The organism is Pseudomonas sp. NEEL19 (assembly GCF_028751975.1).
Classification (GTDB): domain Bacteria; phylum Pseudomonadota; class Gammaproteobacteria; order Pseudomonadales; family Pseudomonadaceae; genus Aquipseudomonas; species Aquipseudomonas juntendi.
Genome location: NZ_CP081491.1, coordinates 462,878 through 486,482, shown reverse-complemented (window position 1 = coordinate 486,482; position 23,605 = coordinate 462,878). Strand labels below are relative to the sequence as shown.

At 58.1% G+C, this 23,605-nt stretch carries 21 protein-coding genes, 6 tRNA genes and 3 rRNA genes; 8 read left to right on the top strand and 22 right to left on the bottom strand.

Features of this window, described 5'->3' with window-relative positions; translation table 11 throughout:
* Positions 1–116 precede the first annotated feature (116 nt).
* From rplA to tyrS, 18 genes are all read right to left on the bottom strand, one after another.
* Entirely contained in the window at positions 117–812 is a 696-nt protein-coding gene (rplA, locus tag K4A76_RS02185; protein ID WP_009681244.1) for a 50S ribosomal protein L1, read from the bottom strand.
* Positions 812–1,243 carry a 50S ribosomal protein L11 gene (gene rplK / locus K4A76_RS02180; RefSeq protein ID WP_003255500.1) on the bottom strand — a complete coding sequence of 144 codons (432 nt, stop codon included), beginning with the start codon at positions 1,241–1,243 and terminating at the stop codon, positions 812–814. Before rplK ends, rplA begins: the two co-directional genes overlap by 1 nt.
* Positions 1,244–1,362: 119 nt before the next feature.
* On the bottom strand, positions 1,363–1,896 hold the full coding sequence (gene nusG, locus K4A76_RS02175) for a transcription termination/antitermination protein NusG (protein WP_003255501.1): 534 nt from the start codon (positions 1,894–1,896) through the stop codon (positions 1,363–1,365).
* Between the two features lie 9 nt (positions 1,897–1,905).
* Positions 1,906–2,274 carry a preprotein translocase subunit SecE gene (secE, locus tag K4A76_RS02170; RefSeq protein WP_009681243.1) on the bottom strand — a complete coding sequence of 123 codons (369 nt, stop codon included), beginning with the start codon at positions 2,272–2,274 and terminating at the stop codon, positions 1,906–1,908.
* 44 nt (positions 2,275–2,318) lie between these two features.
* Positions 2,319–2,394: transfer RNA gene (locus tag K4A76_RS02165), tRNA-Trp, on the bottom strand.
* Between the two features lie 54 nt (positions 2,395–2,448).
* Positions 2,449–3,642: an elongation factor Tu gene (tuf, locus tag K4A76_RS02160; RefSeq protein WP_010951775.1), complete on the bottom strand. Its 1,194-nt coding sequence runs from the start codon at positions 3,640–3,642 to the stop codon at positions 2,449–2,451.
* A gap of 76 nt (positions 3,643–3,718) precedes the next feature.
* Positions 3,719–3,794, bottom strand: a tRNA-Thr gene (locus tag K4A76_RS02155).
* A gap of 29 nt (positions 3,795–3,823) precedes the next feature.
* Positions 3,824–3,897 (bottom strand) — tRNA-Gly (locus tag K4A76_RS02150).
* A gap of 24 nt (positions 3,898–3,921) precedes the next feature.
* Positions 3,922–4,005, bottom strand: a tRNA-Tyr gene (locus K4A76_RS02145).
* 152 nt (positions 4,006–4,157) lie between these two features.
* Positions 4,158–4,583 carry a hypothetical protein gene (locus K4A76_RS02140; protein ID WP_274411453.1) on the bottom strand — a complete coding sequence of 142 codons (426 nt, stop codon included), beginning with the start codon at positions 4,581–4,583 and terminating at the stop codon, positions 4,158–4,160.
* A gap of 7 nt (positions 4,584–4,590) precedes the next feature.
* Positions 4,591–5,340, bottom strand: coding sequence for a pantothenate kinase (locus tag K4A76_RS02135; RefSeq protein WP_009681393.1), 750 nt, complete (start codon positions 5,338–5,340; stop codon positions 4,591–4,593).
* A complete protein-coding gene (gene birA / locus K4A76_RS02130; protein ID WP_054906288.1) occupies positions 5,330–6,289 on the bottom strand; it encodes a bifunctional biotin--[acetyl-CoA-carboxylase] ligase/biotin operon repressor BirA in 960 nt (319 codons plus the stop codon). Before birA ends, K4A76_RS02135 begins: the two co-directional genes overlap by 11 nt.
* Positions 6,290–6,548: 259 nt before the next feature.
* Positions 6,549–6,664, bottom strand: a 5S ribosomal RNA gene (rrf, locus tag K4A76_RS02125).
* Positions 6,665–6,798: 134 nt separating this feature from the next.
* Positions 6,799–9,691, bottom strand: a 23S ribosomal RNA gene (locus K4A76_RS02120).
* Between the two features lie 249 nt (positions 9,692–9,940).
* Positions 9,941–10,016 (bottom strand) — tRNA-Ala (locus K4A76_RS02115).
* Between the two features lie 114 nt (positions 10,017–10,130).
* Positions 10,131–10,207 (bottom strand) — tRNA-Ile (locus K4A76_RS02110).
* Between the two features lie 86 nt (positions 10,208–10,293).
* A 16S ribosomal RNA gene (locus K4A76_RS02105) occupies positions 10,294–11,830 on the bottom strand.
* The 16S, 23S and 5S rRNA genes sit together here with 2 tRNA genes alongside, the layout of an rRNA operon.
* A 573-nt stretch (positions 11,831–12,403) precedes the next feature.
* Positions 12,404–13,603 (bottom strand): tyrosine--tRNA ligase, encoded by a 1,200-nt coding sequence (gene tyrS, locus K4A76_RS02100; protein ID WP_236186215.1) that lies wholly within the window; start codon positions 13,601–13,603, stop codon positions 12,404–12,406.
* A 213-nt stretch (positions 13,604–13,816) separates the two neighbouring features.
* On the opposite strand from tyrS, the gene K4A76_RS02095 reads away from it, so the two are divergent.
* Both K4A76_RS02095 and K4A76_RS02090 read left to right on the top strand, forming a co-directional pair.
* Positions 13,817–15,238: a peptidoglycan DD-metalloendopeptidase family protein gene (locus K4A76_RS02095; protein ID WP_009681266.1), complete on the top strand. Its 1,422-nt coding sequence runs from the start codon at positions 13,817–13,819 to the stop codon at positions 15,236–15,238.
* Positions 15,239–15,241: 3 nt separating this feature from the next.
* Entirely contained in the window at positions 15,242–16,333 is a 1,092-nt protein-coding gene (locus tag K4A76_RS02090) for an anhydro-N-acetylmuramic acid kinase (protein WP_274411452.1), read from the top strand.
* A gap of 60 nt (positions 16,334–16,393) precedes the next feature.
* Here the strand turns inward: K4A76_RS02090 and erpA are convergent, their stop codons facing one another.
* Both erpA and argC read right to left on the bottom strand, forming a co-directional pair.
* Entirely contained in the window at positions 16,394–16,744 is a 351-nt protein-coding gene (gene erpA, locus K4A76_RS02085) for an iron-sulfur cluster insertion protein ErpA (protein ID WP_173887432.1), read from the bottom strand.
* Positions 16,745–16,894: 150 nt separating this feature from the next.
* Positions 16,895–17,929 (bottom strand): N-acetyl-gamma-glutamyl-phosphate reductase, encoded by a 1,035-nt coding sequence (gene argC / locus K4A76_RS02080; protein ID WP_009681264.1) that lies wholly within the window; start codon positions 17,927–17,929, stop codon positions 16,895–16,897.
* Positions 17,930–18,071: 142 nt separating this feature from the next.
* On the opposite strand from argC, the gene hemJ reads away from it, so the two are divergent.
* From hemJ to K4A76_RS02055, 5 genes are all read left to right on the top strand, one after another.
* Positions 18,072–18,497 (top strand): protoporphyrinogen oxidase HemJ, encoded by a 426-nt coding sequence (hemJ, locus tag K4A76_RS02075; protein ID WP_009681263.1) that lies wholly within the window; start codon positions 18,072–18,074, stop codon positions 18,495–18,497.
* A 133-nt stretch (positions 18,498–18,630) separates the two neighbouring features.
* Positions 18,631–19,413, top strand: coding sequence for an SDR family NAD(P)-dependent oxidoreductase (locus K4A76_RS02070; protein ID WP_054911822.1), 783 nt, complete (start codon positions 18,631–18,633; stop codon positions 19,411–19,413).
* Positions 19,414–19,475: 62 nt separating this feature from the next.
* On the top strand, positions 19,476–19,814 hold the full coding sequence (locus K4A76_RS02065) for a histidine triad nucleotide-binding protein (RefSeq protein WP_054906028.1): 339 nt from the start codon (positions 19,476–19,478) through the stop codon (positions 19,812–19,814).
* A 65-nt stretch (positions 19,815–19,879) separates the two neighbouring features.
* On the top strand, positions 19,880–20,527 hold the full coding sequence (coq7, locus tag K4A76_RS02060; RefSeq protein ID WP_029887376.1) for a 2-polyprenyl-3-methyl-6-methoxy-1,4-benzoquinone monooxygenase: 648 nt from the start codon (positions 19,880–19,882) through the stop codon (positions 20,525–20,527).
* Between the two features lie 10 nt (positions 20,528–20,537).
* Positions 20,538–21,578 carry a DUF2157 domain-containing protein gene (locus K4A76_RS02055; RefSeq protein WP_274411451.1) on the top strand — a complete coding sequence of 347 codons (1,041 nt, stop codon included), beginning with the start codon at positions 20,538–20,540 and terminating at the stop codon, positions 21,576–21,578.
* 39 nt (positions 21,579–21,617) lie between these two features.
* Here the strand turns inward: K4A76_RS02055 and K4A76_RS02050 are convergent, their stop codons facing one another.
* Positions 21,618–22,040, bottom strand: a complete 423-nt coding sequence (locus K4A76_RS02050) for an OsmC family protein (protein WP_004376171.1) — start codon at positions 22,038–22,040, stop codon at positions 21,618–21,620.
* Between the two features lie 189 nt (positions 22,041–22,229).
* Between K4A76_RS02050 and crp the strand changes: the two genes are divergently transcribed.
* Entirely contained in the window at positions 22,230–22,874 is a 645-nt protein-coding gene (crp, locus tag K4A76_RS02045) for a cAMP-activated global transcriptional regulator CRP (protein ID WP_173887427.1), read from the top strand.
* Here the strand turns inward: crp and K4A76_RS02040 are convergent.
* Positions 22,871–23,575: a lipoate--protein ligase family protein gene (locus K4A76_RS02040; protein WP_054911826.1), complete on the bottom strand. Its 705-nt coding sequence runs from the start codon at positions 23,573–23,575 to the stop codon at positions 22,871–22,873. The genes crp and K4A76_RS02040 overlap by 4 nt on opposite strands.
* Positions 23,576–23,605 lie beyond the last annotated feature (30 nt).

The window sequence follows — 23,605 nt, the reverse complement described above, 5'->3', positions numbered from 1 at the left end:
CACCATCTGCGTGGGCTGGGTTTTTAAGGCTTGCGCCGCCTACGGTCTTGGATAGCCCCCGCCAGGCAGGGACCCCAATTTTTGCTGGTGGCGCGACATGTCGCACCACCATGTTCTTACACGTTCAGCGAGCTCTGATCGATGACCAGACCTGGGCCCATGGTGGTGCTCAGGGTAACGCGCTTAACGTAGATACCTTTCGAAGAAGCTGGCTTGATACGCTTCAGGTCAGCGATCAGGGCTTCAACGTTTTCCTTCAGCTTGCCAGCTTCAAAGCCGACCTTGCCAACGGAGGTGTGGATGATACCGTTCTTGTCGGTACGGTAGCGAACCTGACCAGCCTTGGCGTTTTTCACGGCAGTGGCTACGTCTGGAGTCACGGTACCAACTTTCGGGTTAGGCATCAGGCCGCGAGGACCCAGAACCTGACCCAGCTGACCTACAACGCGCATGGCATCAGGCGATGCGATGACGACGTCATAGTTCAGGTCGCCGCCTTTCATTTCGGCAGCCAGATCGTCCATACCTACGCGGTCAGCGCCTGCAGCCAGAGCAGCTTCAGCAGCTGGGCCCTGGGTGAAAACGGCAACGCGAACAGTCTTGCCAGTGCCGTGCGGCAGCACAGTAGCGCTACGTACGACCTGGTCGGATTTACGCGGGTCAACACCGAGGTTTACGGCGATGTCGTAGGATTCGACGAACTTGGCAGCAGGCAGCGAGGCCAGCAGAGTTGCCGCTTCTTCGAAGTTGTAGGCCTTGCCTGCTTCGATTTTCTCGGCGATTGCCTTTTGGCGTTTGGTCAGCTTAGCCATTACACACCCTCCACGTTCAGGCCCATGCTGCGGGCAGAGCCAGCGATGGTGCGTACAGCAGCGTCCAGGTCAGCGGCAGTCAGGTCAGCCTGTTTGGCTTTCGCGATGTCTTCCAGCTGAGCACGGGTAACGGTACCGACTTTAACGGTGTTCGGGCGAGCCGAACCACTGGTCAGGCCAGCAGCTTTCTTCAGCAGAACCGAGGCAGGGGTGCTCTTGGTCTCGAAGGTGAAGCTACGGTCGCTGTAGACAGTGATGATCACTGGAGTCGGCAGGCCGGCTTCTTGACCCTGGGTACGGGCGTTGAAGGCCTTGCAGAATTCCATGATGTTCACACCATGTTGACCCAGTGCTGGACCAACGGGTGGGCTTGGGTTGGCCTGGCCGGCCTTAACTTGCAGCTTGATGTAAGCCTGAATCTTCTTAGCCATGAGCTACTCCAAAATCGGGTACGAACGCCTGCTGGCTCCCCGGATGACTTGCGTTTTATCCCAGTGACGACAAAACCCCGCAGCACACAGGGCTGCGGGGTATGGGATGCTTTGTCCGCCTAGACCTTTTCGACCTGGCTGAACTCGAGCTCCACCGGAGTAGAGCGACCGAAAATGAGCACTGCAACCTGCAGGCGGCTCTTTTCGTAGTTAACCTCTTCGACACTACCATTGAAGTCAGCGAACGGACCGTCAATGACACGAACCACTTCACCTGGCTCGAACAGCGTCTTCGGCTTCGGCTTGTCGCTACCATCGGCAACGCGACGCAGGATAGCCTCGGCTTCTTTATCAGTGATCGGCGCAGGCTTGTCTGCAGTACCACCAATAAAGCCCATCACACGAGGGGTGTCCTTGACCAAGTGCCAAGTCCCTTCGTTCATCTCCATCTGGACCAGCACATAGCCAGGGAAGAATTTGCGCTCACTTTTGCGCTTCTGGCCGTTACGCATTTCGACGACTTCTTCGGTCGGAACCAAGATCTCGCCGAAACCGTCTTCCATGCCAGCCAGCTTGACACGCTCAATCAGGGAGCGCATCACATGCTTCTCGTAACCCGAGTAAGCATGCACAACATACCAACGCTTAGCCACGGGACACCTTTAGCCAACGATCAGGGAGACCGCCCAGCCGAGCAGGGAGTCGAGCCCCCACAGCAGCAGTGCCATAACCAGCACAACAGCCACGACAATCAGCGTGGTCTGGGTGGTTTCCTGGCGGGTCGGCCACACGACTTTACGAATCTCGGCACGAGCTTCCTTCGCCAACGTAAAGAACGACTTGCCCTTCGCAGTCTGCAGAGCTACAAAGCCCGCGACAGCAGCCAGGACGAGAAGTGCGAGAACGCGATACAGGATTGGGGAGGCGGAGTAATACTGGTTACCCACTACGCCAACAACCACCAAAGCCACTACAGCCAGCCACTTGAACAGATCAAAACGCGATTCTTGGGCTTCAGTTTTGGGGGTCATCGAGGAGGATCCTGTAAGAAGAAAGCCATCACACCGAGGTGAAATGGCAGGTCAGGAGGGAATCGAACCCCCAACCTACGGTTTTGGAGACCGTCGCTCTGCCAATTGAGCTACTGACCTGTAACGCTGTATCAGGCCGGCCATTATACCGGCCTGATCAAGTAAATCAACTACTTATTCAATAATTTTTGCTACGACGCCGGCGCCGACGGTACGACCGCCTTCACGGATAGCGAAGCGCAGACCGTCTTCCATTGCGATGGTCTTGATCAGGGTAACAGTCATCTGAATGTTGTCACCTGGCATTACCATTTCAACGCCTTCCGGCAGTTCGCAGTTACCGGTCACGTCAGTGGTACGGAAGTAGAACTGAGGACGGTAGCCTTTGAAGAACGGAGTGTGACGGCCGCCTTCTTCCTTCGACAGAACGTAGACTTCTGCGGTGAACTTGGTGTGCGGCTTGACCGAACCTGGCTTGACCAGAACCTGGCCACGCTCAACGTCGTCACGCTTGGTACCACGCAGCAGAACGCCGCAGTTCTCGCCAGCACGACCTTCGTCCAGCAGCTTGCGGAACATCTCAACACCGGTGCAGGTGGTGGTGGTGGTGTCACGCAGACCAACGATTTCCAGCGGATCCTGAACGCGGACGATACCACGCTCGATACGGCCGGTCACAACGGTACCACGACCCGAGATCGAGAATACGTCTTCGATTGGCATCAGGAATGGCTGGTCGATGGCACGAACTGGCTCAGGGATGTAGGCATCCAGAGTTTCTACCAGCTTCTTGACAGCGGTAGTGCCCATTTCGTTGTCGTCTTTGCCTTCCAGCGCCATACGAGCCGAACCGATGATGATCGGGGTGTCGTCGCCTGGGAAGTCGTAGGTGGACAGCAGGTCGCGAACTTCCATCTCGACCAGTTCCAGCAGCTCAGCGTCGTCTACCAGGTCAGCCTTGTTCAGGAAGACCACGATGTACGGAACGCCAACCTGACGGGACAGCAGGATGTGCTCACGGGTTTGTGGCATCGGACCATCGGCGGCCGAGCAAACCAGGATCGCGCCGTCCATCTGGGCAGCACCGGTGATCATGTTCTTCACGTAGTCAGCGTGACCTGGGCAGTCAACGTGAGCGTAGTGACGAATGTTCGAGTTGTACTCGACGTGAGCGGTGTTGATGGTAATACCGCGCGCTTTTTCTTCCGGAGCCGAGTCAATCTTGTCGAACTCAACGACTGCCGAACCGAAAACTTCGGAGCAGACGCGAGTCAGAGCTGCGGTCAGAGTGGTCTTACCGTGGTCAACGTGGCCGATGGTGCCGACGTTAACGTGGGGAAGGGAACGATCAAACTTTTCCTTAGCCATCGATACAACCCTCGCAGAAGAATAGTCTTGCGCTGATAAAACAAAGGCAGATATTTTCATATCTGCCTTGTTTGTATGGAGCTCTTGAGCGGATTTGAACCGCTGACCTCACCCTTACCAAGGGTGTGCTCTACCAACTGAGCTACAAGAGCGAAACACTTTGTGCAAAATCCAGCAAACTTGGAGCGGGTAGCGGGAATCGAACCCGCATCATCAGCTTGGAAGGCTGAGGTTCTACCACTAAACTATACCCGCGGAGCTTGCGGCTCTCGCTAAAACTGGTGGAGGGAGAAGGATTCGAACCTTCGAAGCTCTCGCAACGGATTTACAGTCCGTCCCCTTTGACCGCTCGGGAATCCCTCCAGATGTGGCCGGCATTCTATTTGTCTGCCGTCCTAGTGTCAAGCGTTTTTTCAAATTTTTTCAATCAAATCTGAAACTTAGCTGCTTTGACACCGCTTCCAGCTCTACCACCTAAGTGGTGTTCCCTGTGAAGCGGGCGCCATTCTATCAAGCTATTCGTCGGTTGCAATACCCTGGCAGAAAATAATTTTATGTTTTAAGTCTTTGAAATCATTGGAAAGAGATGAGAGCACCGTTTCATCCAGCAATCGCTCGCTTTCCGGGGCTACCTTGAGCCAACGACCATCGGCACCAGGCAACTGCCCTACCACCGGCAACGTCGCAATATCGAGGCTAAGCAGGCGCTGGCGCAGGGCTTCGAGCTGCGCCAGCGCCATTACCCCACCGATTACCAGGCATTCATCCCGGCGCTTCGGGGGTGTTGATACACCCGTTTCACGCAAAAGCCGGATTTCTTGCTGACTCCCCTTGTACAGAGACAAGGGGGCGACTTCCTTGACCTTCAGCGGGGCTTCCTGCTGATGCCACACGTAGTAGAAGACGTTGAGCACCAGTAACAGCAGAAACAACCAACGCATAGGCACCTCAATCCAATGGACAAGCCATGGCCAGCCCCACGAACACCAGGTCGGGCACGACACGCGCCTGGGGCACGGCCTCCCTCACTAGCGGCGCATCGCCCCCAGTGAGGAATACGGTGAAATCTTCACCCCACAGGGCGCGTGCCTGCTCGAGCTGCGTGCGGGCAAAACCCTGCAGCATCAGAACACAACCGCGCTCGACTGCCTCGACGGTTGAGCGCCCTGGCAACAGGCTGGTCAACGCGCGCTCGGCGGAGGCATCGTCATAACGAATGCGCCGGGTGTGGGTGCGCAACTGACTGCGCATCAACGGCATGCCGGGGCAGATATACCCGCCCAGGTGCTCGCCATCCGCAGCCACGAAGTCGGCTTTTGCAGCAGTCCCCAAATCGATGACTAGGCAAGCCCCTTTGGCAACATGAAATGCACCTAATGCGGCCAGCCAGCGATCCATTCCCAAACGCTGATAATCCTCATAACCGTTGCGCACGCCTGCCATTTCCCGGGCAGGGTGCGCTACCCGGGCCTGAACGGCAAAGGCCTGGGCGATAACCGCGCAAAGCGCATCGGTCTCTTCCTCGCTACGCACACTTACAATGCGACAGCCGGTAAGACGCACCGAGGCGAGTGCGGCCACTTCGGCCACCAATGCCTGATCGGAGTCGACAATCCCGCCGCCCTCGATCACTGCGTCGGCGACATGGATGACCCGCCATTTGATAAAGCTGTTTCCGCAATCGAGCTCAAGAATCATCACGCAACCTCAAACTGAGCTCACCACCGCTGAAGCTCTTCTCCACTCCATCCACCTCAAGGCGCAAGCCGCCTTGCCCGTCGACGCCAAGAACAACACCATCAATACGTGTGTTACCGGCAATCAGCGATACACTCCGGCCTTGCCAAAGGTGCGCCTGCTCCCATTCCTCCTGGAATGCAGCGAAACCATAGCGCCGATGACGTGCCAGTTCATGCTGCAAATGCTGGGTTAGCGACGCCACCAGGTGATTCCGGTCTATTGCCCCACCCAGCTCGCGTCGCATCGACGTCCACTGCTGGTCGACCTGCTCGTTCGCCTGCATGTTCACATTGATGCCGACACCCAGCACAACATGGCAGACATCGGCTGGATCTCCTACCAGTTCCAGCAGAATGCCGGTGATCTTCATCCCGCGAACCAGGACATCGTTAGGCCACTTCAGCCCTACGTCCTTTACACCAAAGCCCTGCAAGGTGCGCATTACTGCCAACCCTACCACCAAGCTCAAGCCTTCAAGCTGGCGCATGCCGCCGTCAACCCGCAGCACCAGGCTGTAGTACAGGTTCTCGGCAAACGGACTGACCCATTGCCGACCACGTCGGCCACGGCCAGCGCTCTGGCGCTCGGCCAAAACCAAAAAGGGTGCTGCCTGGCCCTCACCCGCCATGCGCAGGCCTTCGGCGTTGGTCGAGTCGATCGTGTCGTGGATGAATACTGGCCACTGCTCGCCTTCGGCGAACCCGGCGATTGCTTGTGCCTCGAGCAACACCAGCGGCGCAGCCAATTGGTAACCACGCCCACGAACTTTGTGAATGGTGAGGTTCAGTTCACTCTCCAGGTGCTGCAGCTGCTTCCAAACGGCGCTACGACTCACCCCTAGGGCCGCCCCCAGAGCTTCTCCGGAATGGAACCGGCCGTCCTTGAGGAGATTCAACAACTTCAGCATGCCAGTCTCGACTTGGAATAAGGCAGGCATGATAGCTATGGGCTGGGGGATTGCATAGGAAAAGGGCCGAATGCCTCGGGCTGAAACGCTCAGCCTGACGATAATGGCGCCGAGGAGCAGGCGCTGTGATGGCTCCGGCTGCGCCGGTGTTCGCGGGCACGCCCGCTCCCACAGGGATTGTTGTGAGGCAGGAGACTTTTTTGGAGCACAAAGACAAAACCCCTACCTGCATGTGCAGATAGGGGTTTTGCGAAATGAATCTTGACGATGACCTACTCTCACATGGGGAAACCCCACACTACCATCGGCGATGCATCGTTTCACTACTGAGTTCGGGATGGGATCAGGTGGTTCCAATGCTCTATGGTCGTCAAGAAATTCTGTAGCCAGAATGTCCAGATGGACAGCCCAGCGAATCCGGATATGTGATGTTTGTGATGCGTTGCGAACTTTCGGTTCATGCCATCTTCACCACCGCAATCTGCGTCAGCAAATTGCTTGGGTGTTATATGGTCAAGCCTCACGGGCAATTAGTATTGGTTAGCTCAACGCCTCACAGCGCTTACACACCCAACCTATCAACGTCGTAGTCTTCGACGGCCCTTTAGGGGATTCAAGATCCCAGTGAGATCTCATCTTGAGGCAAGTTTCCCGCTTAGATGCTTTCAGCGGTTATCTCTTCCGAACATAGCTACCCGGCAATGCCACTGGCGTGACAACCGGAACACCAGAGGTTCGTCCACTCCGGTCCTCTCGTACTAGGAGCAGCCCCTCTCAAATCTCAAACGTCCACGGCAGATAGGGACCGAACTGTCTCACGACGTTCTAAACCCAGCTCGCGTACCACTTTAAATGGCGAACAGCCATACCCTTGGGACCGGCTTCAGCCCCAGGATGTGATGAGCCGACATCGAGGTGCCAAACACCGCCGTCGATATGAACTCTTGGGCGGTATCAGCCTGTTATCCCCGGAGTACCTTTTATCCGTTGAGCGATGGCCCTTCCATACAGAACCACCGGATCACTAAGACCTACTTTCGTACCTGCTCGACGTGTTTGTCTCGCAGTCAAGCGCGCTTTTGCCTTTATACTCTACGACCGATTTCCGACCGGTCTGAGCGCACCTTCGTACTCCTCCGTTACTCTTTGGGAGGAGACCGCCCCAGTCAAACTACCCACCATACACTGTCCTCGATCCGGATAACGGACCTGAGTTAGAACCTCAAAGTTGCCAGGGTGGTATTTCAAGGATGGCTCCATGAGAACTGGCGTCCCCACTTCAAAGCCTCCCACCTATCCTACACAAGCAAATTCAAAGTCCAGTGCAAAGCTATAGTAAAGGTTCACGGGGTCTTTCCGTCTAGCCGCGGATACACTGCATCTTCACAGCGATTTCAATTTCACTGAGTCTCGGGTGGAGACAGCGCCGCCATCGTTACGCCATTCGTGCAGGTCGGAACTTACCCGACAAGGAATTTCGCTACCTTAGGACCGTTATAGTTACGGCCGCCGTTTACCGGGGCTTCGATCAAGAGCTTCGCTTGCGCTAACCCCATCAATTAACCTTCCGGCACCGGGCAGGCGTCACACCCTATACGTCCACTTTCGTGTTTGCAGAGTGCTGTGTTTTTAATAAACAGTCGCAGCGGCCTGGTATCTTCGACCGGCATGAGCTTACGGAGCAAGTCCTTCACCCTCGCCGGCGCACCTTCTCCCGAAGTTACGGTGCCATTTTGCCTAGTTCCTTCACCCGAGTTCTCTCAAGCGCCTTGGTATTCTCTACCTAACCACCTGTGTCGGTTTGGGGTACGGTTCCCAGTTATCTGAAGCTTAGGAGCTTTTCTTGGAAGCATGGTATCAACCACTTCGTCGCCTAAAGGCAACTCGTCATCAGCTCTCGGCCTTGAAATCCCGGATTTGCCTAAGATTTCAGCCTACCACCTTAAACCTGGACAACCAACGCCAGGCTGGCCTAACCTTCTCCGTCCCTCCATCGCAATAACTGGAAGTACAGGAATATTAACCTGTTTTCCATCGACTACGCTTTTCAGCCTCGCCTTAGGGACCGACTAACCCTGCGTCGATTAACGTTGCGCAGGAAACCTTGGTCTTTCGGCGTGCGAGTTTTTCACTCGCATTGTCGTTACTCATGTCAGCATTCGCACTTCTGATACCTCCAGCAAGCTTCTCAACTCACCTTCACAGGCTTACAGAACGCTCCTCTACCGCATCATCATAAGATGATACCCGTAGCTTCGGTGCATGGTTTGAGCCCCGTTACATCTTCCGCGCAGGCCGACTCGACTAGTGAGCTATTACGCTTTCTTTAAAGGGTGGCTGCTTCTAAGCCAACCTCCTAGCTGTCTAAGCCTTCCCACATCGTTTCCCACTTAACCATGACTTTGGGACCTTAGCTGACGGTCTGGGTTGTTTCCCTTTTCACGACGGACGTTAGCACCCGCCGTGTGTCTCCCATGCTCGGCACTTGTAGGTATTCGGAGTTTGCATCGGTTTGGTAAGTCGGGATGACCCCCTAGCCGAAACAGTGCTCTACCCCCTACAGTGATACATGAGGCGCTACCTAAATAGCTTTCGAGGAGAACCAGCTATCTCCGAGCTTGATTAGCCTTTCACTCCGATCCACAGGTCATCCGCTAACTTTTCAACGGTAGTCGGTTCGGTCCTCCAGTCAGTGTTACCTAACCTTCAACCTGCCCATGGATAGATCGCCCGGTTTCGGGTCTATACCCAGCGACTAAACGCCCTATTAAGACTCGCTTTCGCTACGCCTCCCCTATTCGGTTAAGCTCGCCACTGAATATAAGTCGCTGACCCATTATACAAAAGGTACGCAGTCACCTAACAAAGTAGGCTCCCACTGCTTGTACGCATACGGTTTCAGGTTCTATTTCACTCCCCTCTCCGGGGTTCTTTTCGCCTTTCCCTCACGGTACTGGTTCACTATCGGTCAGTCAGTAGTATTTAGCCTTGGAGGATGGTCCCCCCATATTCAGACAAAGTTTCTCGTGCTCCGTCCTACTCGATTTCATTGATAAGAGATTTTCGTGTACGGGGCTATCACCCACTATGGCCGCACTTTCCAGAGCGTTCCACTAATCTCAAACCAACTTAAGGGCTGGTCCCCGTTCGCTCGCCACTACTAAGGGAATCTCGGTTGATTTCTTTTCCTCAGGGTACTTAGATGTTTCAGTTCCCCTGGTTCGCCTCTTGCACCTATGTATTCAGTACAAGATACTCAGCTTATGCTGAGTGGGTTCCCCCATTCAGAGATCTCTGGATCACAGTCTGTTTGCCGACTCCCCAAAGCTTATCGCAGGCTACCACGTCTTTCATCGCCTCTGACTGCCAAGGCATCCACCGTATGCGCTTCTTCACTTGACCATATAACCCCAAGCAATCTGGTTATACTGTGAAGACGACATTCGCCGAAAATTCGCATTTCGCTCAGTTAAGAGCAGAACTCACAAATTTTACCTTAGCCTGATCACACACCAGTGAAAGTGCGTGTCAGTCTATATCTATCACATATCCGAATTTTTAAAGAACGATCTGACAAAAGTCAGAAATCAACATTCATCAACGAATGTTCATTTCTAATTTCTGAGCAGGAGCAACATCTACCGCAGAAAGTGGTGGAGCCAAGCGGGATCGAACCGCTGACCTCCTGCGTGCAAGGCAGGCGCTCTCCCAGCTGAGCTATGGCCCCGTATTCTACGGCTGAACCATGTAATGGTAGGCCTGGGCAGATTTGAACTGCAGAAGAGCCGTCCTCACCACTCTTTATCCAGAGGCATGGGGTGCTCAACATTCCAACCAAAAATGGTAGGTCTGGGCAGATTTGAACTGCCGACCTCACCCTTATCAGGGGTGCGCTCTAACCAACTGAGCTACAGACCTAATGGTATAACTTTGGGTCTTGATCGTCTTTTACAATGAATCAAGCAATTCGTGTGGGAGCTCATCAGTAGGCTGATGTCGTCGATTAAGGAGGTGATCCAGCCGCAGGTTCCCCTACGGCTACCTTGTTACGACTTCACCCCAGTCATGAATCACACCGTGGTAACCGTCCCCCCGAAGGTTAGACTAGCTACTTCTGGTGCAACCCACTCCCATGGTGTGACGGGCGGTGTGTACAAGGCCCGGGAACGTATTCACCGCGACATTCTGATTCGCGATTACTAGCGATTCCGACTTCACGCAGTCGAGTTGCAGACTGCGATCCGGACTACGATCGGTTTTGTGAGATTAGCTCCACCTCGCGGCTTGGCAACCCTCTGTACCGACCATTGTAGCACGTGTGTAGCCCAGGCCGTAAGGGCCATGATGACTTGACGTCATCCCCACCTTCCTCCGGTTTGTCACCGGCAGTCTCCTTAGAGTGCCCACCATAACGCGCTGGTAACTAAGGACAAGGGTTGCGCTCGTTACGGGACTTAACCCAACATCTCACGACACGAGCTGACGACAGCCATGCAGCACCTGTGTCAGAGTTCCCGAAGGCACCAATCCATCTCTGGAAAGTTCTCTGCATGTCAAGGCCTGGTAAGGTTCTTCGCGTTGCTTCGAATTAAACCACATGCTCCACCGCTTGTGCGGGCCCCCGTCAATTCATTTGAGTTTTAACCTTGCGGCCGTACTCCCCAGGCGGTCAACTTAATGCGTTAGCTGCGCCACTAAAATCTCAAGGATTCCAACGGCTAGTTGACATCGTTTACGGCGTGGACTACCAGGGTATCTAATCCTGTTTGCTCCCCACGCTTTCGCACCTCAGTGTCAGTATCAGTCCAGGTGGTCGCCTTCGCCACTGGTGTTCCTTCCTATATCTACGCATTTCACCGCTACACAGGAAATTCCACCACCCTCTACCGTACTCTAGCTTGCCAGTTTTGGATGCAGTTCCCAGGTTGAGCCCGGGGCTTTCACATCCAACTTAACAAACCACCTACGCGCGCTTTACGCCCAGTAATTCCGATTAACGCTTGCACCCTCTGTATTACCGCGGCTGCTGGCACAGAGTTAGCCGGTGCTTATTCTGTCGGTAACGTCAAAACAGCAAGGTATTAACTTACTGCCCTTCCTCCCAACTTAAAGTGCTTTACAATCCGAAGACCTTCTTCACACACGCGGCATGGCTGGATCAGGCTTTCGCCCATTGTCCAATATTCCCCACTGCTGCCTCCCGTAGGAGTCTGGACCGTGTCTCAGTTCCAGTGTGACTGATCATCCTCTCAGACCAGTTACGGATCGTCGCCTTGGTGAGCCATTACCTCACCAACAAGCTAATCCGACCTAGGCTCATCTGATAGCGCAAGGCCCGAAGGTCCCCTGCTTTCTCCCGTAGGACGTATGCGGTATTAGCGTTCCTTTCGAAACGTTGTCCCCCACTACCAGGCAGATTCCTAGGCATTACTCACCCGTCCGCCGCTGAATCAAGGAGCAAGCTCCCGTCATCCGCTCGACTTGCATGTGTTAGGCCTGCCGCCAGCGTTCAATCTGAGCCATGATCAAACTCTTCAGTTCAATACTGCTTGGGTTTTTAAGAAACCCTAAACTTGGCTCAGCAATCTCAAATGACTATGTGATTTCTCGCATGGCCACTTGTGATGCTGATAATCTTTTTGACTATCAGTCCGTACTCACAAGCACCCACACGAATTGCTTGATTCGATTTGTTAAAGAGCGGTTGGCTAAGAGTGTTTCGTCTCAACCGAGGCGCGCATTCTACGCTTTCCTCATTTGCTGTCAAGCGTTTATTTTGAAGTTTTTTGCGAGAAACTCGTTTAGCTTCAAACACTTGACTCGCTGCGATCTCTCGTAGCGGGAGGCGAATCATACAGCGTTTAGAAGCGCTGTCAACCATCATCTCAACCGCATTCGATCATTCGATCGTAGCCCTTGCAGCGCCTTCCGAATCGTTTAACTCATTGAATTTCAAGGAGTTTGTCGTTCCGTTGTCGCTGGAAGTGGGGCGCATTATAAGGGGATTCGAGAGGGCGTCAACCTTTAATTCAAATAAACTTTCAGGCCGCTTAAAAAGCAAAGCGGGGAGGCCTTTCGGCCTCCCCGCTTCTATATAGGTACACCGCCAGGCAATCACTCAGCCTTCAGCGTAACCCGCCCGAAGGACTTCTTACCCGCCTGGCACACATGCGTAGCACCCAGAACAAACAGGAAATCCTTGTCGACCACCACACCATCCACTTTCACTGCACCAGCACTCAGCAAGTCACGCGCCTGCGCCGAGTTCTTCACCAGGCCAGCACGGTTCAGAACCGCAGCGATAGGCAGGTCTTCCGCCGAAACCACCTCTACCTCCGGCAGGTCTTCAGGCAGCTCGCCTTCTTTCATACGGTTGCCCGCAGCACGGTGCGCATTGGCGGCAGCCTCCTCACCATGGAAACGCGCGACAATCTCTTCCGCCAGCTTGATCTTGATGTCTCGTGGGTTGGCGCCATTGGCCACATCGGCGCGGAACTGCTCGATCTCTTCCATGGAGCGGAAGCTCAGCAGCTCGAAGTAACGCCACATGAGCGTATCCGGGATCGACACCAGCTTGCTGTACATCACCCCCGGCGCTTCCTGGATACCGACATAGTTGCCCAGCGACTTGGACATTTTCTTCACACCGTCCAGCCCTTCGAGCAACGGCATGGTCACGATGTTCTGCGCTTCCTGGCCATAGGCCCGCTGCAGCTCACGCCCCATCAGCAGGTTGAACTTCTGATCGGTACCACCCAGCTCGACGTCTGCCTTCAGCGCGACCGAATCGTAGCCCTGCACCAACGGGTAGAGAAACTCGTGAATGGCAATCGGCTGGTTGGTGGTGTAGCGCTTGTCGAAGTCATCGCGCTCGAGCATGCGCGCCACAGTGTACTGCGAGGCCAGGCGAATGAAGTCGGCCGGGGTCAGCTTGTCCATCCAGGTGGAGTTGAAGGCGACTTCGGTCTTGGCCGGATCAAGAATCTTGAACACCTGCTGCTTGTAGGTCTCGGCATTGTCCAGCACCTGCTCACGAGTCAGCGGCGGACGCGTTGCGCTCTTGCCGCTTGGGTCGCCGATCATGCCGGTGAAGTCGCCGATCAGGAAGATGACCTGATGGCCCAGCTCCTGGAACTGACGCAGCTTGTTGATCAGCACCGTGTGCCCCAGGTGCAGGTCCGGGGCGGTCGGGTCGAAGCCGGCCTTGATGCGCAGAGGCTGGCCGCGCTTGAGCTTCTCAACCAGTTCCGACTCGACCAGTACTTCTTCCGCACCGCGCTTGATAAGCGCCAGCTGCTCTTCAACCGACTTCATAGACAAACCCGCAAGGCTCAGATTCAGGGGGAGCCAACCATACAAGATCGGCCGTCAAATACAAGTTTTGCAAAGGAATGTGACCCGGGCACAGGCTTGCGACGTCTACGCGCCCTTGCGTGAAAGTGGATTTGGTTATATTTTATACAGTTATTTCATCTTCATCATGTCATTCATCTATTCCATTTCACCTTTTTCAAAGTCACCTTACCCATGACCAACGAACCGCCTAAAGCGCCACCGCTTTATCCGAAGAGCCACCTGTTGGCCGCCAGCGGCATTGCCGCCCTGCTCAGCCTGGCTTTGCTGGTATTTCCGTCCAGCGAAGTGGAAGCCAAGAAAACCACCCTCAACCTCGAGCTGGAAAGCCCTGCCGAACAATTGAAGGACGAAGCCCGCGCTGCCCCCATGGTGCAGGCACAGGGTGAGCAAGGCTCACCTTTCGCCCAGATAGAAGCAGCCACACCCGAAACCCAGAAAGCCGAGCAGCCAACGCAAGACGCCAAACAGGTTGCCGAAGCCGCCAAGCAACCAGGCCACCGCGAAGTTACCGTAGCGCGCGGCGATACCCTGTCCACGCTCTTCGCCAAGGTCGGCCTGCCAGCCAATGCCGTGCACGACCTGCTGGCCAGCAACAAGCAGGCCAAGCAGTTCACCCAACTCAAGCACGGCCAGGTCCTGCAGTTCGAACTCGACAAGGATGGCCAACTGGCCAGCCTGCACAGCAAGGTCAGCAACCTGGAAACCATCAGCCTGAGCAAAAGCGCCAAAGGCTTTACCTTCAACCGTGAAATCAGCAAGCCGGTGGTGCGTACTGCCTATGCCCACGGGGTAATCAAAAGCTCGCTGTCAGCATCTGCCCAGCGTGCCGGCCTTTCCCACAGCATGACCATGGACATGGCGCGCGTGCTGGGCTACGACATCGACTTCGCCCAGGATATTCGCCCAGGCGACGAGTTCGACGTGGTCTACGAGCAGAAGGTGATGGATGGCAAGGTCGTCGGCACGGGCAATATCCTTTCGGCGCGCTTCACCAACCGTGGCAAAACCTACACTGCCGTGCGCTACACCAACAAGCAGGGCAACACTACCTACTACACTGCCGACGGCAACAGCCTGCGCAAAGCCTTCATCCGCACCCCGGTGGACTTCGCTCGTATCAGTTCGCGCTTCTCCGCCGGCCGCAAGCACCCGATCCTGAACAAGATTCGCGCGCACAAGGGCGTTGACTACGCAGCCCCACGCGGCACGCCTATCAAGGCAGCAGGCGACGGCCGCATCGAACTGGCCGGGCGCCGCGGCGGCTACGGCAACACCGTGATCATCCAGCACGGTAACCGCTACAAGACGCTGTATGGCCACATGCAGGGCTTTGCCAAAGGCATCAAGACCGGTAGCACCGTCAAGCAGGGCCAGATCATCGGTTACATCGGCACCACCGGCCTTTCCACCGGGCCTCATCTTCACTATGAGTTCCAGGTCAACGGCGTGCATGTCGACCCCCTGAGCCAGAAGGTGCCAATGGCCGACCCGATCGCCAAGAACGAGCGTCAACGCTTCTTGCAGCAGAGCCAGCCACTGATCGCCCGCATGGATCAGGAAAAGGCCACCCTGCTCGCCGCGAACAAGCGCTAAGCCATGGCGCTTTACTTGGGGGTGATGTCCGGCACCAGCCTGGATGGCCTGGACATCGCCTTGGTCGAACAAGGCGAGCAGCTTGAACTGCTCGCCACGCTCTACCTGCCAATGCCCGCCAGCCTGCGCCAGGACTTGCTTGCCCTGTGCAGCAGCGGCCCTGACGAAATCGCCCGGGCAGCATTGGCGGAAAATCACTGGGCCACCCTTGCGGCCGAGGGTATACGCCAGCTGCTCGCTCAGCAGGGCCTGCAGGCTGACGCCATACGCGCCATTGGTAGCCATGGTCAGACGGTCCGTCACGAACCCGCCCGCGGCTTCACCGTACAGATCGGTAACCCCGCGCTGCTCGCCGAGCTTACTGGTATCAGCGTGGTAGCCGACTTCCGCCGCCGCGATGTGGCCGCCGGCGGGCAAGGCGCACCACTTGTCCCGGCCTTCCACGAAACCCTGTTCAGCCACCTGGGCCAACGGGTAGCGATTCTCAATGTGGGCGGTTTCAGCAACCTCAGCCTGATTGAGCGGGATGCGCCAGTGCGTGGCTTTGATTGTGGTCCAGGCAATGTATTGCTGGATGCCTGGGTCGAACGCAAACGCGGCCAGGCCTACGATGCCGACGGTGCCTGGGCTGCCACCGGCGTGGTGCAGGCCGATTTGCTGCACGCATTGATGAGCGACCCGTTCTTCGCGGGCAGCGGCCCCAAGAGTACCGGGCGCGAGGTGTTCAACCTGCCTTGGCTCGACCGCCACCTCGCCGGGCTGCCCGCCTACCGCGACGAGGACGTGCAGGCAACACTGCTGGAGCTGACCGCACGCAGTATCATCGACTCACTGGAAAACGCGCAACAAGGCACGCAAGCACTGTTGGTCTGCGGCGGAGGCGCCCGCAACGGCGCGCTGATGGCCCGCCTCGGCCAACTACTGCCCACTGCACGTGTTACAAGCACCAGCGCCCATGGCGTAGACCCTGACTGGGTCGAAGCCATGGCCTTTGCCTGGCTGGCCCATTGCTGCCTGGAGGGCATCGCCGCCAACCGCCCCAGCGTCACTGCCGCCAGGGGCCTGCGCGTACTCGGTGCAATCTACCCGGCATGACACCCAGGTCAGAAAGCAAAACGCCGCGCAGTTGCGCGGCGTTTTCGTATCGGCTCGAACTCAGATCGAGAACGACGACCCGCAACCGCAGGTGGTGGTCGCATTCGGGTTCTTGATCACAAAGCGCGAACCTTCCAGGCCTTCCTGGTAGTCCACTTCGGCACCGGCCAGGTACTGGAAGCTCATCGGGTCGACCACCAAGGAAACGCCTTCGCGCTCGACGATGGTGTCGTCTTCAGCCACGTCTTCGTCGAAGGTGAAGCCGTACTGAAAGCCCGAGCAACCGCCACCGGTCACGAACACCCGCAGTTTCAGACGTTCATTGCCTTCCTCATTGACCAGGTTCTTCACCTTCTGGGCTGCGCCATGGGTGAATTCCAGGCCGGTAGGGGTGAAGGTTTCGACGCTCATGTTGATTCTCCCGGCGCGGTAGCCGCCATATAACTCTCGATGACGCGCATTATCCGCTTTCCCGAGAAAATTGGTCAACAATACGTAAGCCGCAAGCGACAACCTACACGCCGCAAGCTCCACCCGCAGGGGTGTTGCTCGCGGCGTCTGTCACGGCAGCAGGCCTGCGTGGGACAGGCCCATGCGCTCATCCAGGCCAAACAGGATGTTGAGGTTCTGCACTGCCTGCCCCGAAGCCCCCTTCACCAGGTTGTCGATCACCGACAGCACCACTACCAGGTCCCCGCCCTGCGGGCGATGAACGGCAATGCGGCAAACGTTGGCACCGCGCACGCTGCGGGTTTCCGGGTGGCTACCGGCCGGCATCACGTCGACGAACGGCTCATCGGCGTAGCGTTTCTCGAACAGCGCCTGCAGGTCGACCGAAGTATCGGCCACGTTCGCGTACAGGGTGGCGTGGATACCACGGATCATCGGTGTCAGGTGCGGCACGAACGTCAGGCCGATGTCCTTGCCGGCCGCCTGGCGCAGGCCCTGGCTGATTTCCGGCAGGTGGCGATGCCCCTTGACGGCATAGGCCTTCATGCTTTCACCGGCTTCGCAAAACAACGAACCCACTGCCGCACCACGCCCGGCGCCGCTGACACCCGACTTGCAGTCGGCGATCAGCCGCGCGGGGTCGGCCAGGCCCGCTTCCAGTAGCGGCAGGAAACCGAGCTGGGTGGCGGTCGGGTAGCAACCCGGCACGGCAATCAGGCGCGCCTGGCGAATCTTCTCGCGGTTCACTTCCGGCAGGCCATACACGGCATCCTTGAGCAGTTCAGGCGCGCCATGCGGCTGACCGTACCACTTGCCCCACTCGGTGGCATCCTGCAGACGGAAGTCAGCCGACAGGTCGATCACCTTGGTACCCGCCGCCAGCAATTCGCCGGCCAGTGCGTGGGCAACGCCATGCGGTGTGGCGAAGAACACGACGTCGCAAGCAGCCAGGGCCTTGCTGTCGGGTACGCTGAACGCCAGCCCGTCATAGTGGCCGCGCAGGTTCGGGTACATGTCTGCCACCGCCACGCCCGCCTCCGAGCGCGAAGTGATGACCGCCACTTCGGCCTGTGGATGCTGTGCCAGCAGACGCAACAGTTCGACGCCGGTGTAACCGGTGCCGCCAACAATACCGACCTTGATCATAACGCTTGCCCCTTATCAACGAGCCGTCTGGAAAGCGCACGATAATAGGGGCGCGAGGCGCCTGTAACAACTCTTCGGGTGTCCCTTCCGGCGCCCGACCACTACTATCTGACGACCGTGATTACCTGAAGGAACACCCTCCATGCTTTACCTATGGATCAAAGCGCTGCATATCGTCAGCGTAGTCTGCTGGTTCGCCGGCCTGTTCTATCTGCCGCGGCTGTTCGTGTACCACGCCCAGAGCCAGGACAGCATCAGCCAGGAACGCTTCGTGACCATGGAGCGCAAGCTCTACCGCGGCATCATGAACCCGGCAATGGTCGCCACCTATGTGTTTGGCGCCTGGATGCTCTACCTCAACCCCGGCTGGCTGAGCCAGGGCTGGCTGCATGCCAAGCTGACCCTGGTAATCCTGCTCACCGGCTACCATCACGTGTGTGGCGCCCAGCGCAAACGCTTCGCCAGCGGCACCAACACACGCAGCCACGTCTACTATCGCTGGTTCAACGAAGTGCCCGTGCTCATCCTGCTGGGCATCGTGATTCTGGTGGTGGTCAAGCCGTTCTGACATAGCCACCTCAACTATCAGCAAGCCCTGCCCCGCTGCCAGGCCATTGGCCCCCGGGCCTTGTAGCAAAACGCAGCACCTGGCACGGGCAAGCTGTACACTAGGCGCCCTCTTCCGCCCCCAGGAGCCTTGCATGTCCCGTTACGCCATGATCACTGGTGCTTCCAGCGGCCTGGGCCTGGCCCTGGCGGAAGCGCTGGCACGGCGTGGACGCAACCTGATCCTGGTGGCACGCCAGCGCGAAACGCTGGAACCGGTCGCCCTCGAGCTGACCCAACGCTTTGGCGTAGAGGTACTGTTCCGCGCCTGCGACCTCAGCCAGCCGCTGCGCCTGTCAGGTTTCGTGCTGGAGCTGGAAGAAGGCGAGCGGCGCATCGACCTGCTGGTCAACTGCGCCGGTTTGCGCACCTACGGCCCGTTCCTGGCCCATGAGTGGGCTGACGAGCAAGACCTGCTCGAGGTCAACGTGCTGGCCATGAGCCGGCTATGCCATGCAATCGGCAACCTGATGGCCGTGCAGGGTGGCGGGCAGATCCTCAACGTTGCAGGCCTGGCCGGGGTCGCACCTGGGCCGTGGATGGCGGCCTATGCCGCCAGCAAAGCTTACGTGCTGAGCTTTTCCCAGGCACTGCGCGAGGAGCTCAAGCGCGCCGGCATCAAAGTCTCGGTACTGTGCCCCGGCCCGGTATGCTCTGCACGGCGGCGCATCCCCCGCCTGGATGGCAAGCCACGCTGCCTGAGCCCCGAGGAAGTGGCCCTGTACACGGTGCGGGCGCTGGACAAGAACCGCGCCCTGATCATGCCAGGGCGGCGCAACCGCTGGCTGGCCTTCGCCCCCCGTCTGCTGCCACGCTGGCTGGTACGCAAACTGGCCGGCGCCATTCACCGCCGCTATTGCCCGGCCGGCATGGAATAGCCACTGGGCGATTGGCGCTTGGCTGAGTACACTCGGCCCGACCTTCACCATGGAGCAGTGCTGTGGACGATCTATTCCTCAAAATCATCAACCGGGAAATTCCGGCGGATATCATCTACGAAGACGACCAGGTCCTGGCGTTCAAGGACATTGCTCCCGCGGCGCCGGTGCATTTCCTGGTCATCCCGAAAAAGCACATTCCTACCCTCAATCACCTCACAGAAGAGGACAAGGCCCTGGCAGGCCACATCCTGTTCACTGCCCAGCGCCTGGCAGTCGAACAAGGCTGCGAGGAAGGCTTCCGCGTGGTAATGAACTGCAACCCCAAAGGCGGCCAGACCGTCTACCATATCCATATGCACGTGCTCGGCCAGCGCCAGATGAACTGGCCGCCGGGCTGATCCACGGCAAGCGACCCCGCCGCTATTGCGGTAAACTGTCGGGCACATTCTTGCGGAGGTGCCCGATGGCTACCGAACGTCACTACTCGCCGCTCGACCGCTTGTTGCTGCAGGCCGATACCGCCATGCGCACCTTGCTGCCCTTCAGCGGCCAACCCGCCCGGCCGTCACCGGCCATCATCCAGCCAGACGCCAACCTGGACGAACAGCAGACCCGCCACATTGCCGGCCTGATGCGCATCAACCATACCGGTGAAGTCTGCGCCCAGGCGCTGTACCAGGGTCAGGCCCTGACGGCGAAGCTGCCCGAAGTGCGCAAGGCCATGGAGCATGCCGCCGAGGAAGAAATCGACCACCTGGCGTGGTGCGAGCAACGCATTCGCCAGTTGAACAGCCACCCAAGCGTGCTCAACCCCCTGTTTTATGGCATGTCCTTCGGCATTGGCGCACTGGCCGGGCTGGTCAGCGACAAGGTCAGCCTGGGTTTCGTCGCCGCCACCGAGCACCAGGTATGCAAGCACCTGGACGAACACCTTGAGCAGTTGCCGCAAGAAGACGAAAAGTCCCGCGCCATTCTCGAGCAGATGCGCGTCGACGAAGAGCAGCACGCCGAGTCCGCCCTGGAAGCCGGTGGCTACCGTTTCCCTGCTCCTGTGCGCTTCGGTATGAGCTTGCTGGCCAAGGTCATGACCAAGAGCACCTACCGCATCTGAAGGCTGCCCCATGACGGACCGAATCGACGCCAAGGACCTGGCGCGAGCCGTGCAAGCCGGCGTTCTCCAGCCTGGCCAGGACCAGGCCCTGCTGGCGTTCCTGCGCCAGCAACCGCCAGCACGCGGTACCTTTCAGCTGGCCCATGTCGCCTTCTACTTCGGCGCCATGCTGATCATGGCCGCCATGGGCTGGTTGCTCACCGAGGCCTGGATGAGCATCGGCGACGCCGCACTGCTGGTCATCGCCAGCCTGTACATCGGGCTGATCACCTTGTTTGCCCTCAACTTGCAGCGGCATGCGCAACCCGTAGCCGCCGGGGTACTGGCCGCCGTCGCGGTCAGTATCGTGCCACTGGCAGTGTTCGCCATCGAACGCTTGGCGGGTTGGTGGCCAATGGATGACACCCAGGCCAACTACCACCACTACTACACCTACGTGCAAGGCGGCTGGCTGGCGATGGAGGCGGCCACGGTAGTGGCCGGTTTGCTGATGCTCCGGTTGATCCCCTACCCGTTCATCGTCATGCCGATCGCCGTGGCCCTATGGTTCATGTCGATGGACCTGACTGAGTGGTTCTTCGGCTCGCCGTTCAGCTGGGAGCAGCGCCGTGAGGTTTCGCTGTGGTTCGGCCTGGGAATGCTGGTGGTGTTCCTGCTGGTGGACGGCCGTACACACGAGGACTATGCCCGCTGGGGGTACCTGGCAGGGTTGGCGGCATTCTGGGGCGGGCTGACGCTACTGGACAGCGGCAGCGAGCCGGGCAAGGCGCTGTACTGCCTGATAAACATTGCGCTGATGGGCATGGCAGTGCTGCTGCGCCGGCCGGTGTTCATGGTGTTCGGCGCGCTGGGGGTTGCGGCCTACCTGGGCTACCTGGCGTATGAGGTATTCGCGCAATCGCTGCTGTTCCCGGTCGTGGTGACGCTGATCGGGCTGGGGGTCATCTGGCTGGGGCTGGTCTACCAGAAGCGCCGGGAGCGGTTGAGCCGCGCAATGCGCAGCGGCTTGCCGGCATGGCTTCGCTCTGCATTACCGGCACTGCGCAGCTGATGGTATCGGGGCCGCTTGGCGGCCCCAAAAAACCCGGCTTCAACCCAACTCTACAATCTCGTACCCGTGGGTAATCTCGACCCCGGCACGCTCGAGCATGATCGACGCAGAGCAGTACTTCTCTGCCGACAGCTCTACCGCGCGCTTGACCTGCGCTTCTTTCAGCCCGCGCCCCTTAACGACGAAGTTCATGTGGATCTTGGTGAACACTTTCGGGTCTTCACTGGCGCGCTCGGCTTCCAGAAACGCCTCGCAGCTCTCCACCGCCTGGCGCGACTTCTTCAGAATGCTGACCACGTCAAAGCTGCTGCAGCCACCCAACCCCAACAGCAGCATCTCCATAGGGCGCACACCCAGGTTGCGGCCGCCGGCCTCGGGCGGGCCATCCATCACGACGACATGGCCGCTGCCCGATTCGCCGAGAAACATTGCCTCACCGGCCCACTGGATACGTGCCTTCATCTACCTGGACTCCTGATATTCGGAAAAGGGTGTCAGCTTAGACCTTGTGTGGCTGTGGGAAAAGTACGAGAGGACTCGGTTTAGTACCGAAACATCTTGTAGTGTCTGATAAGCTGGCGCCAAATGACTGGCGCCTGCCGCCGTCGATTTACAAAAATACCCAAGCCTCGTATCGAACAGGACTTCGTGATGGTTGCCTCTGCCCTACCCGCAAAGATCAAGAACATCGATAAGTTGCTGGTGCACTGCCAGCGCCGCCGCTTCACCGCAAAAAGCAACATTATCTGCGCTGGCGACCGGGCCGAAACACTGTCGTTCATCATCAAGGGGTCGGTCACCATCATCATCGAAGACGATGACGGTCATGAAATGATCATCGCCTACCTCAACCCGGGCGATTTCTTTGGCGAGCTGGGGCTGTTCGAGCCCGTTGACGGTGAGCAGCAGCGCAGCGCCTGGGTACGGGCGAAGACGGAATGCGAAGTGGCCGAGATCAGTTACGAGAAATTTCGCGAAGTGGCGCGCCAGGACCCGGAAATTCTCTACGCCCTGGGCAGCCAGATGGCCCAACGCCTTCGTAACACCACACGCAAGGTCGGCGACCTGGCGTTCTTCGACGTAACCGGCCGCGTCGCCCGCTGCCTGCTGGAGCTGTGCAAGCAGCCCGACGCCATGACCCATCCGGATGGCATGCAGATCAAGATCACCCGCCAGGAAATCGGCCGCATCGTCGGTTGCTCGCGGGAAATGGTCGGCCGCGTGCTCAAAGACCTCGAAGAGCGCAGCCTGGTCCATGTCAAAGGCAAGACCATGGTGGTCTACGGTACCCGCTAATCCCTGGGCAGGTCGGCCAAGACCTTGGCGTAAGCTTGCGAGAGGCGCTGGAACCAGGGCACTGCGGGCGCCACTTCGTGCAAGGCAATGTGTGCGTCGGCGCGGCAACGCTGCTCAAGCTCGCAGCACTCGTTGAAACGGTTGACCGCCGCCACCATCGCCTCACGTTCGTTGTCCAGCAACAACGCGCCGTGCACCAGTACCACCGGGCGTTTACCGCCCAGGCCCTGGCGCCAGCGCTGGGCGGTACCGACCAGCTTACGGCCATTGAGGTTGACGTTGTAGCGGCCATCGCAAAAGGCGCCGTCGATTTCCCCTACCGACGCTACCCCGCCCCACTCGCGCAACACATCGCACAGTGGCAGGCACAGGCGCTCATAAGCGGTTTCAATGCGGCCATGGTCGCCTTCGCTGCGCGGCGCGGCATAGACCAGCGCCACGTTCACGGTGGCATGCGACTGCGGTACCGGCTCACCACCGGTTTCACGCAACAGTACCGGCCAGCCGGCGATCGCCAGCTCTGCGCAGGCTGTTTCGAAATTGGCCAACCGGCTCATGCGCCGGGGCATGACCAAGGCATGGTCAGTGGGGCGCCAGAACAGCACACCACTCTCGCGTTCGCCGCGGCAAACGGCGGCCAGCAGGTCCTGCTCGGCGTGCAAGCCCTGCTCGACGGTCAGGGCCAGGGGTTGATCGCTCATTGCTCCACCTTGGTTGTTGTTTTCAAGGGC

What these genes read in the sequence shown, in the direction of transcription:
- rplA (WP_009681244.1), bottom strand. Translation starts at nt 812, where the DNA reads ATGGCTAAGCTGACCAAACGCCAAAAGGCAATCGCCGAGAAAATCGAA.
- rplK (WP_003255500.1), bottom strand. Translation starts at nt 1,243, where the DNA reads ATGGCTAAGAAGATTCAGGCTTACATCAAGCTGCAAGTTAAGGCCGGC.
- secE (WP_009681243.1), bottom strand. Translation starts at nt 2,274, where the DNA reads ATGACCCCCAAAACTGAAGCCCAAGAATCGCGTTTTGATCTGTTCAAG.
- tuf (WP_010951775.1), bottom strand. Translation starts at nt 3,642, where the DNA reads ATGGCTAAGGAAAAGTTTGATCGTTCCCTTCCCCACGTTAACGTCGGC.
- K4A76_RS02140 (WP_274411453.1), bottom strand. Translation starts at nt 4,583, where the DNA reads ATGCGTTGGTTGTTTCTGCTGTTACTGGTGCTCAACGTCTTCTACTAC.
- K4A76_RS02135 (WP_009681393.1), bottom strand. Translation starts at nt 5,340, where the DNA reads ATGATTCTTGAGCTCGATTGCGGAAACAGCTTTATCAAATGGCGGGTC.
- birA (WP_054906288.1), bottom strand. Translation starts at nt 6,289, where the DNA reads ATGCTGAAGTTGTTGAATCTCCTCAAGGACGGCCGGTTCCATTCCGGA.
- tyrS (WP_236186215.1), bottom strand. Translation starts at nt 13,603, where the DNA reads ATGAAGTCGGTTGAAGAGCAGCTGGCGCTTATCAAGCGCGGTGCGGAA.
- K4A76_RS02095 (WP_009681266.1), top strand. Translation starts at nt 13,817, where the DNA reads ATGACCAACGAACCGCCTAAAGCGCCACCGCTTTATCCGAAGAGCCAC.
- K4A76_RS02090 (WP_274411452.1), top strand. Translation starts at nt 15,242, where the DNA reads ATGGCGCTTTACTTGGGGGTGATGTCCGGCACCAGCCTGGATGGCCTG.
- erpA (WP_173887432.1), bottom strand. Translation starts at nt 16,744, where the DNA reads ATGAGCGTCGAAACCTTCACCCCTACCGGCCTGGAATTCACCCATGGC.
- argC (WP_009681264.1), bottom strand. Translation starts at nt 17,929, where the DNA reads ATGATCAAGGTCGGTATTGTTGGCGGCACCGGTTACACCGGCGTCGAA.
- hemJ (WP_009681263.1), top strand. Translation starts at nt 18,072, where the DNA reads ATGCTTTACCTATGGATCAAAGCGCTGCATATCGTCAGCGTAGTCTGC.
- K4A76_RS02070 (WP_054911822.1), top strand. Translation starts at nt 18,631, where the DNA reads ATGTCCCGTTACGCCATGATCACTGGTGCTTCCAGCGGCCTGGGCCTG.
- coq7 (WP_029887376.1), top strand. Translation starts at nt 19,880, where the DNA reads ATGGCTACCGAACGTCACTACTCGCCGCTCGACCGCTTGTTGCTGCAG.
- K4A76_RS02055 (WP_274411451.1), top strand. Translation starts at nt 20,538, where the DNA reads ATGACGGACCGAATCGACGCCAAGGACCTGGCGCGAGCCGTGCAAGCC.
- K4A76_RS02050 (WP_004376171.1), bottom strand. Translation starts at nt 22,040, where the DNA reads ATGAAGGCACGTATCCAGTGGGCCGGTGAGGCAATGTTTCTCGGCGAA.
- crp (WP_173887427.1), top strand. Translation starts at nt 22,230, where the DNA reads ATGGTTGCCTCTGCCCTACCCGCAAAGATCAAGAACATCGATAAGTTG.
- K4A76_RS02040 (WP_054911826.1), bottom strand. Translation starts at nt 23,575, where the DNA reads ATGAGCGATCAACCCCTGGCCCTGACCGTCGAGCAGGGCTTGCACGCC.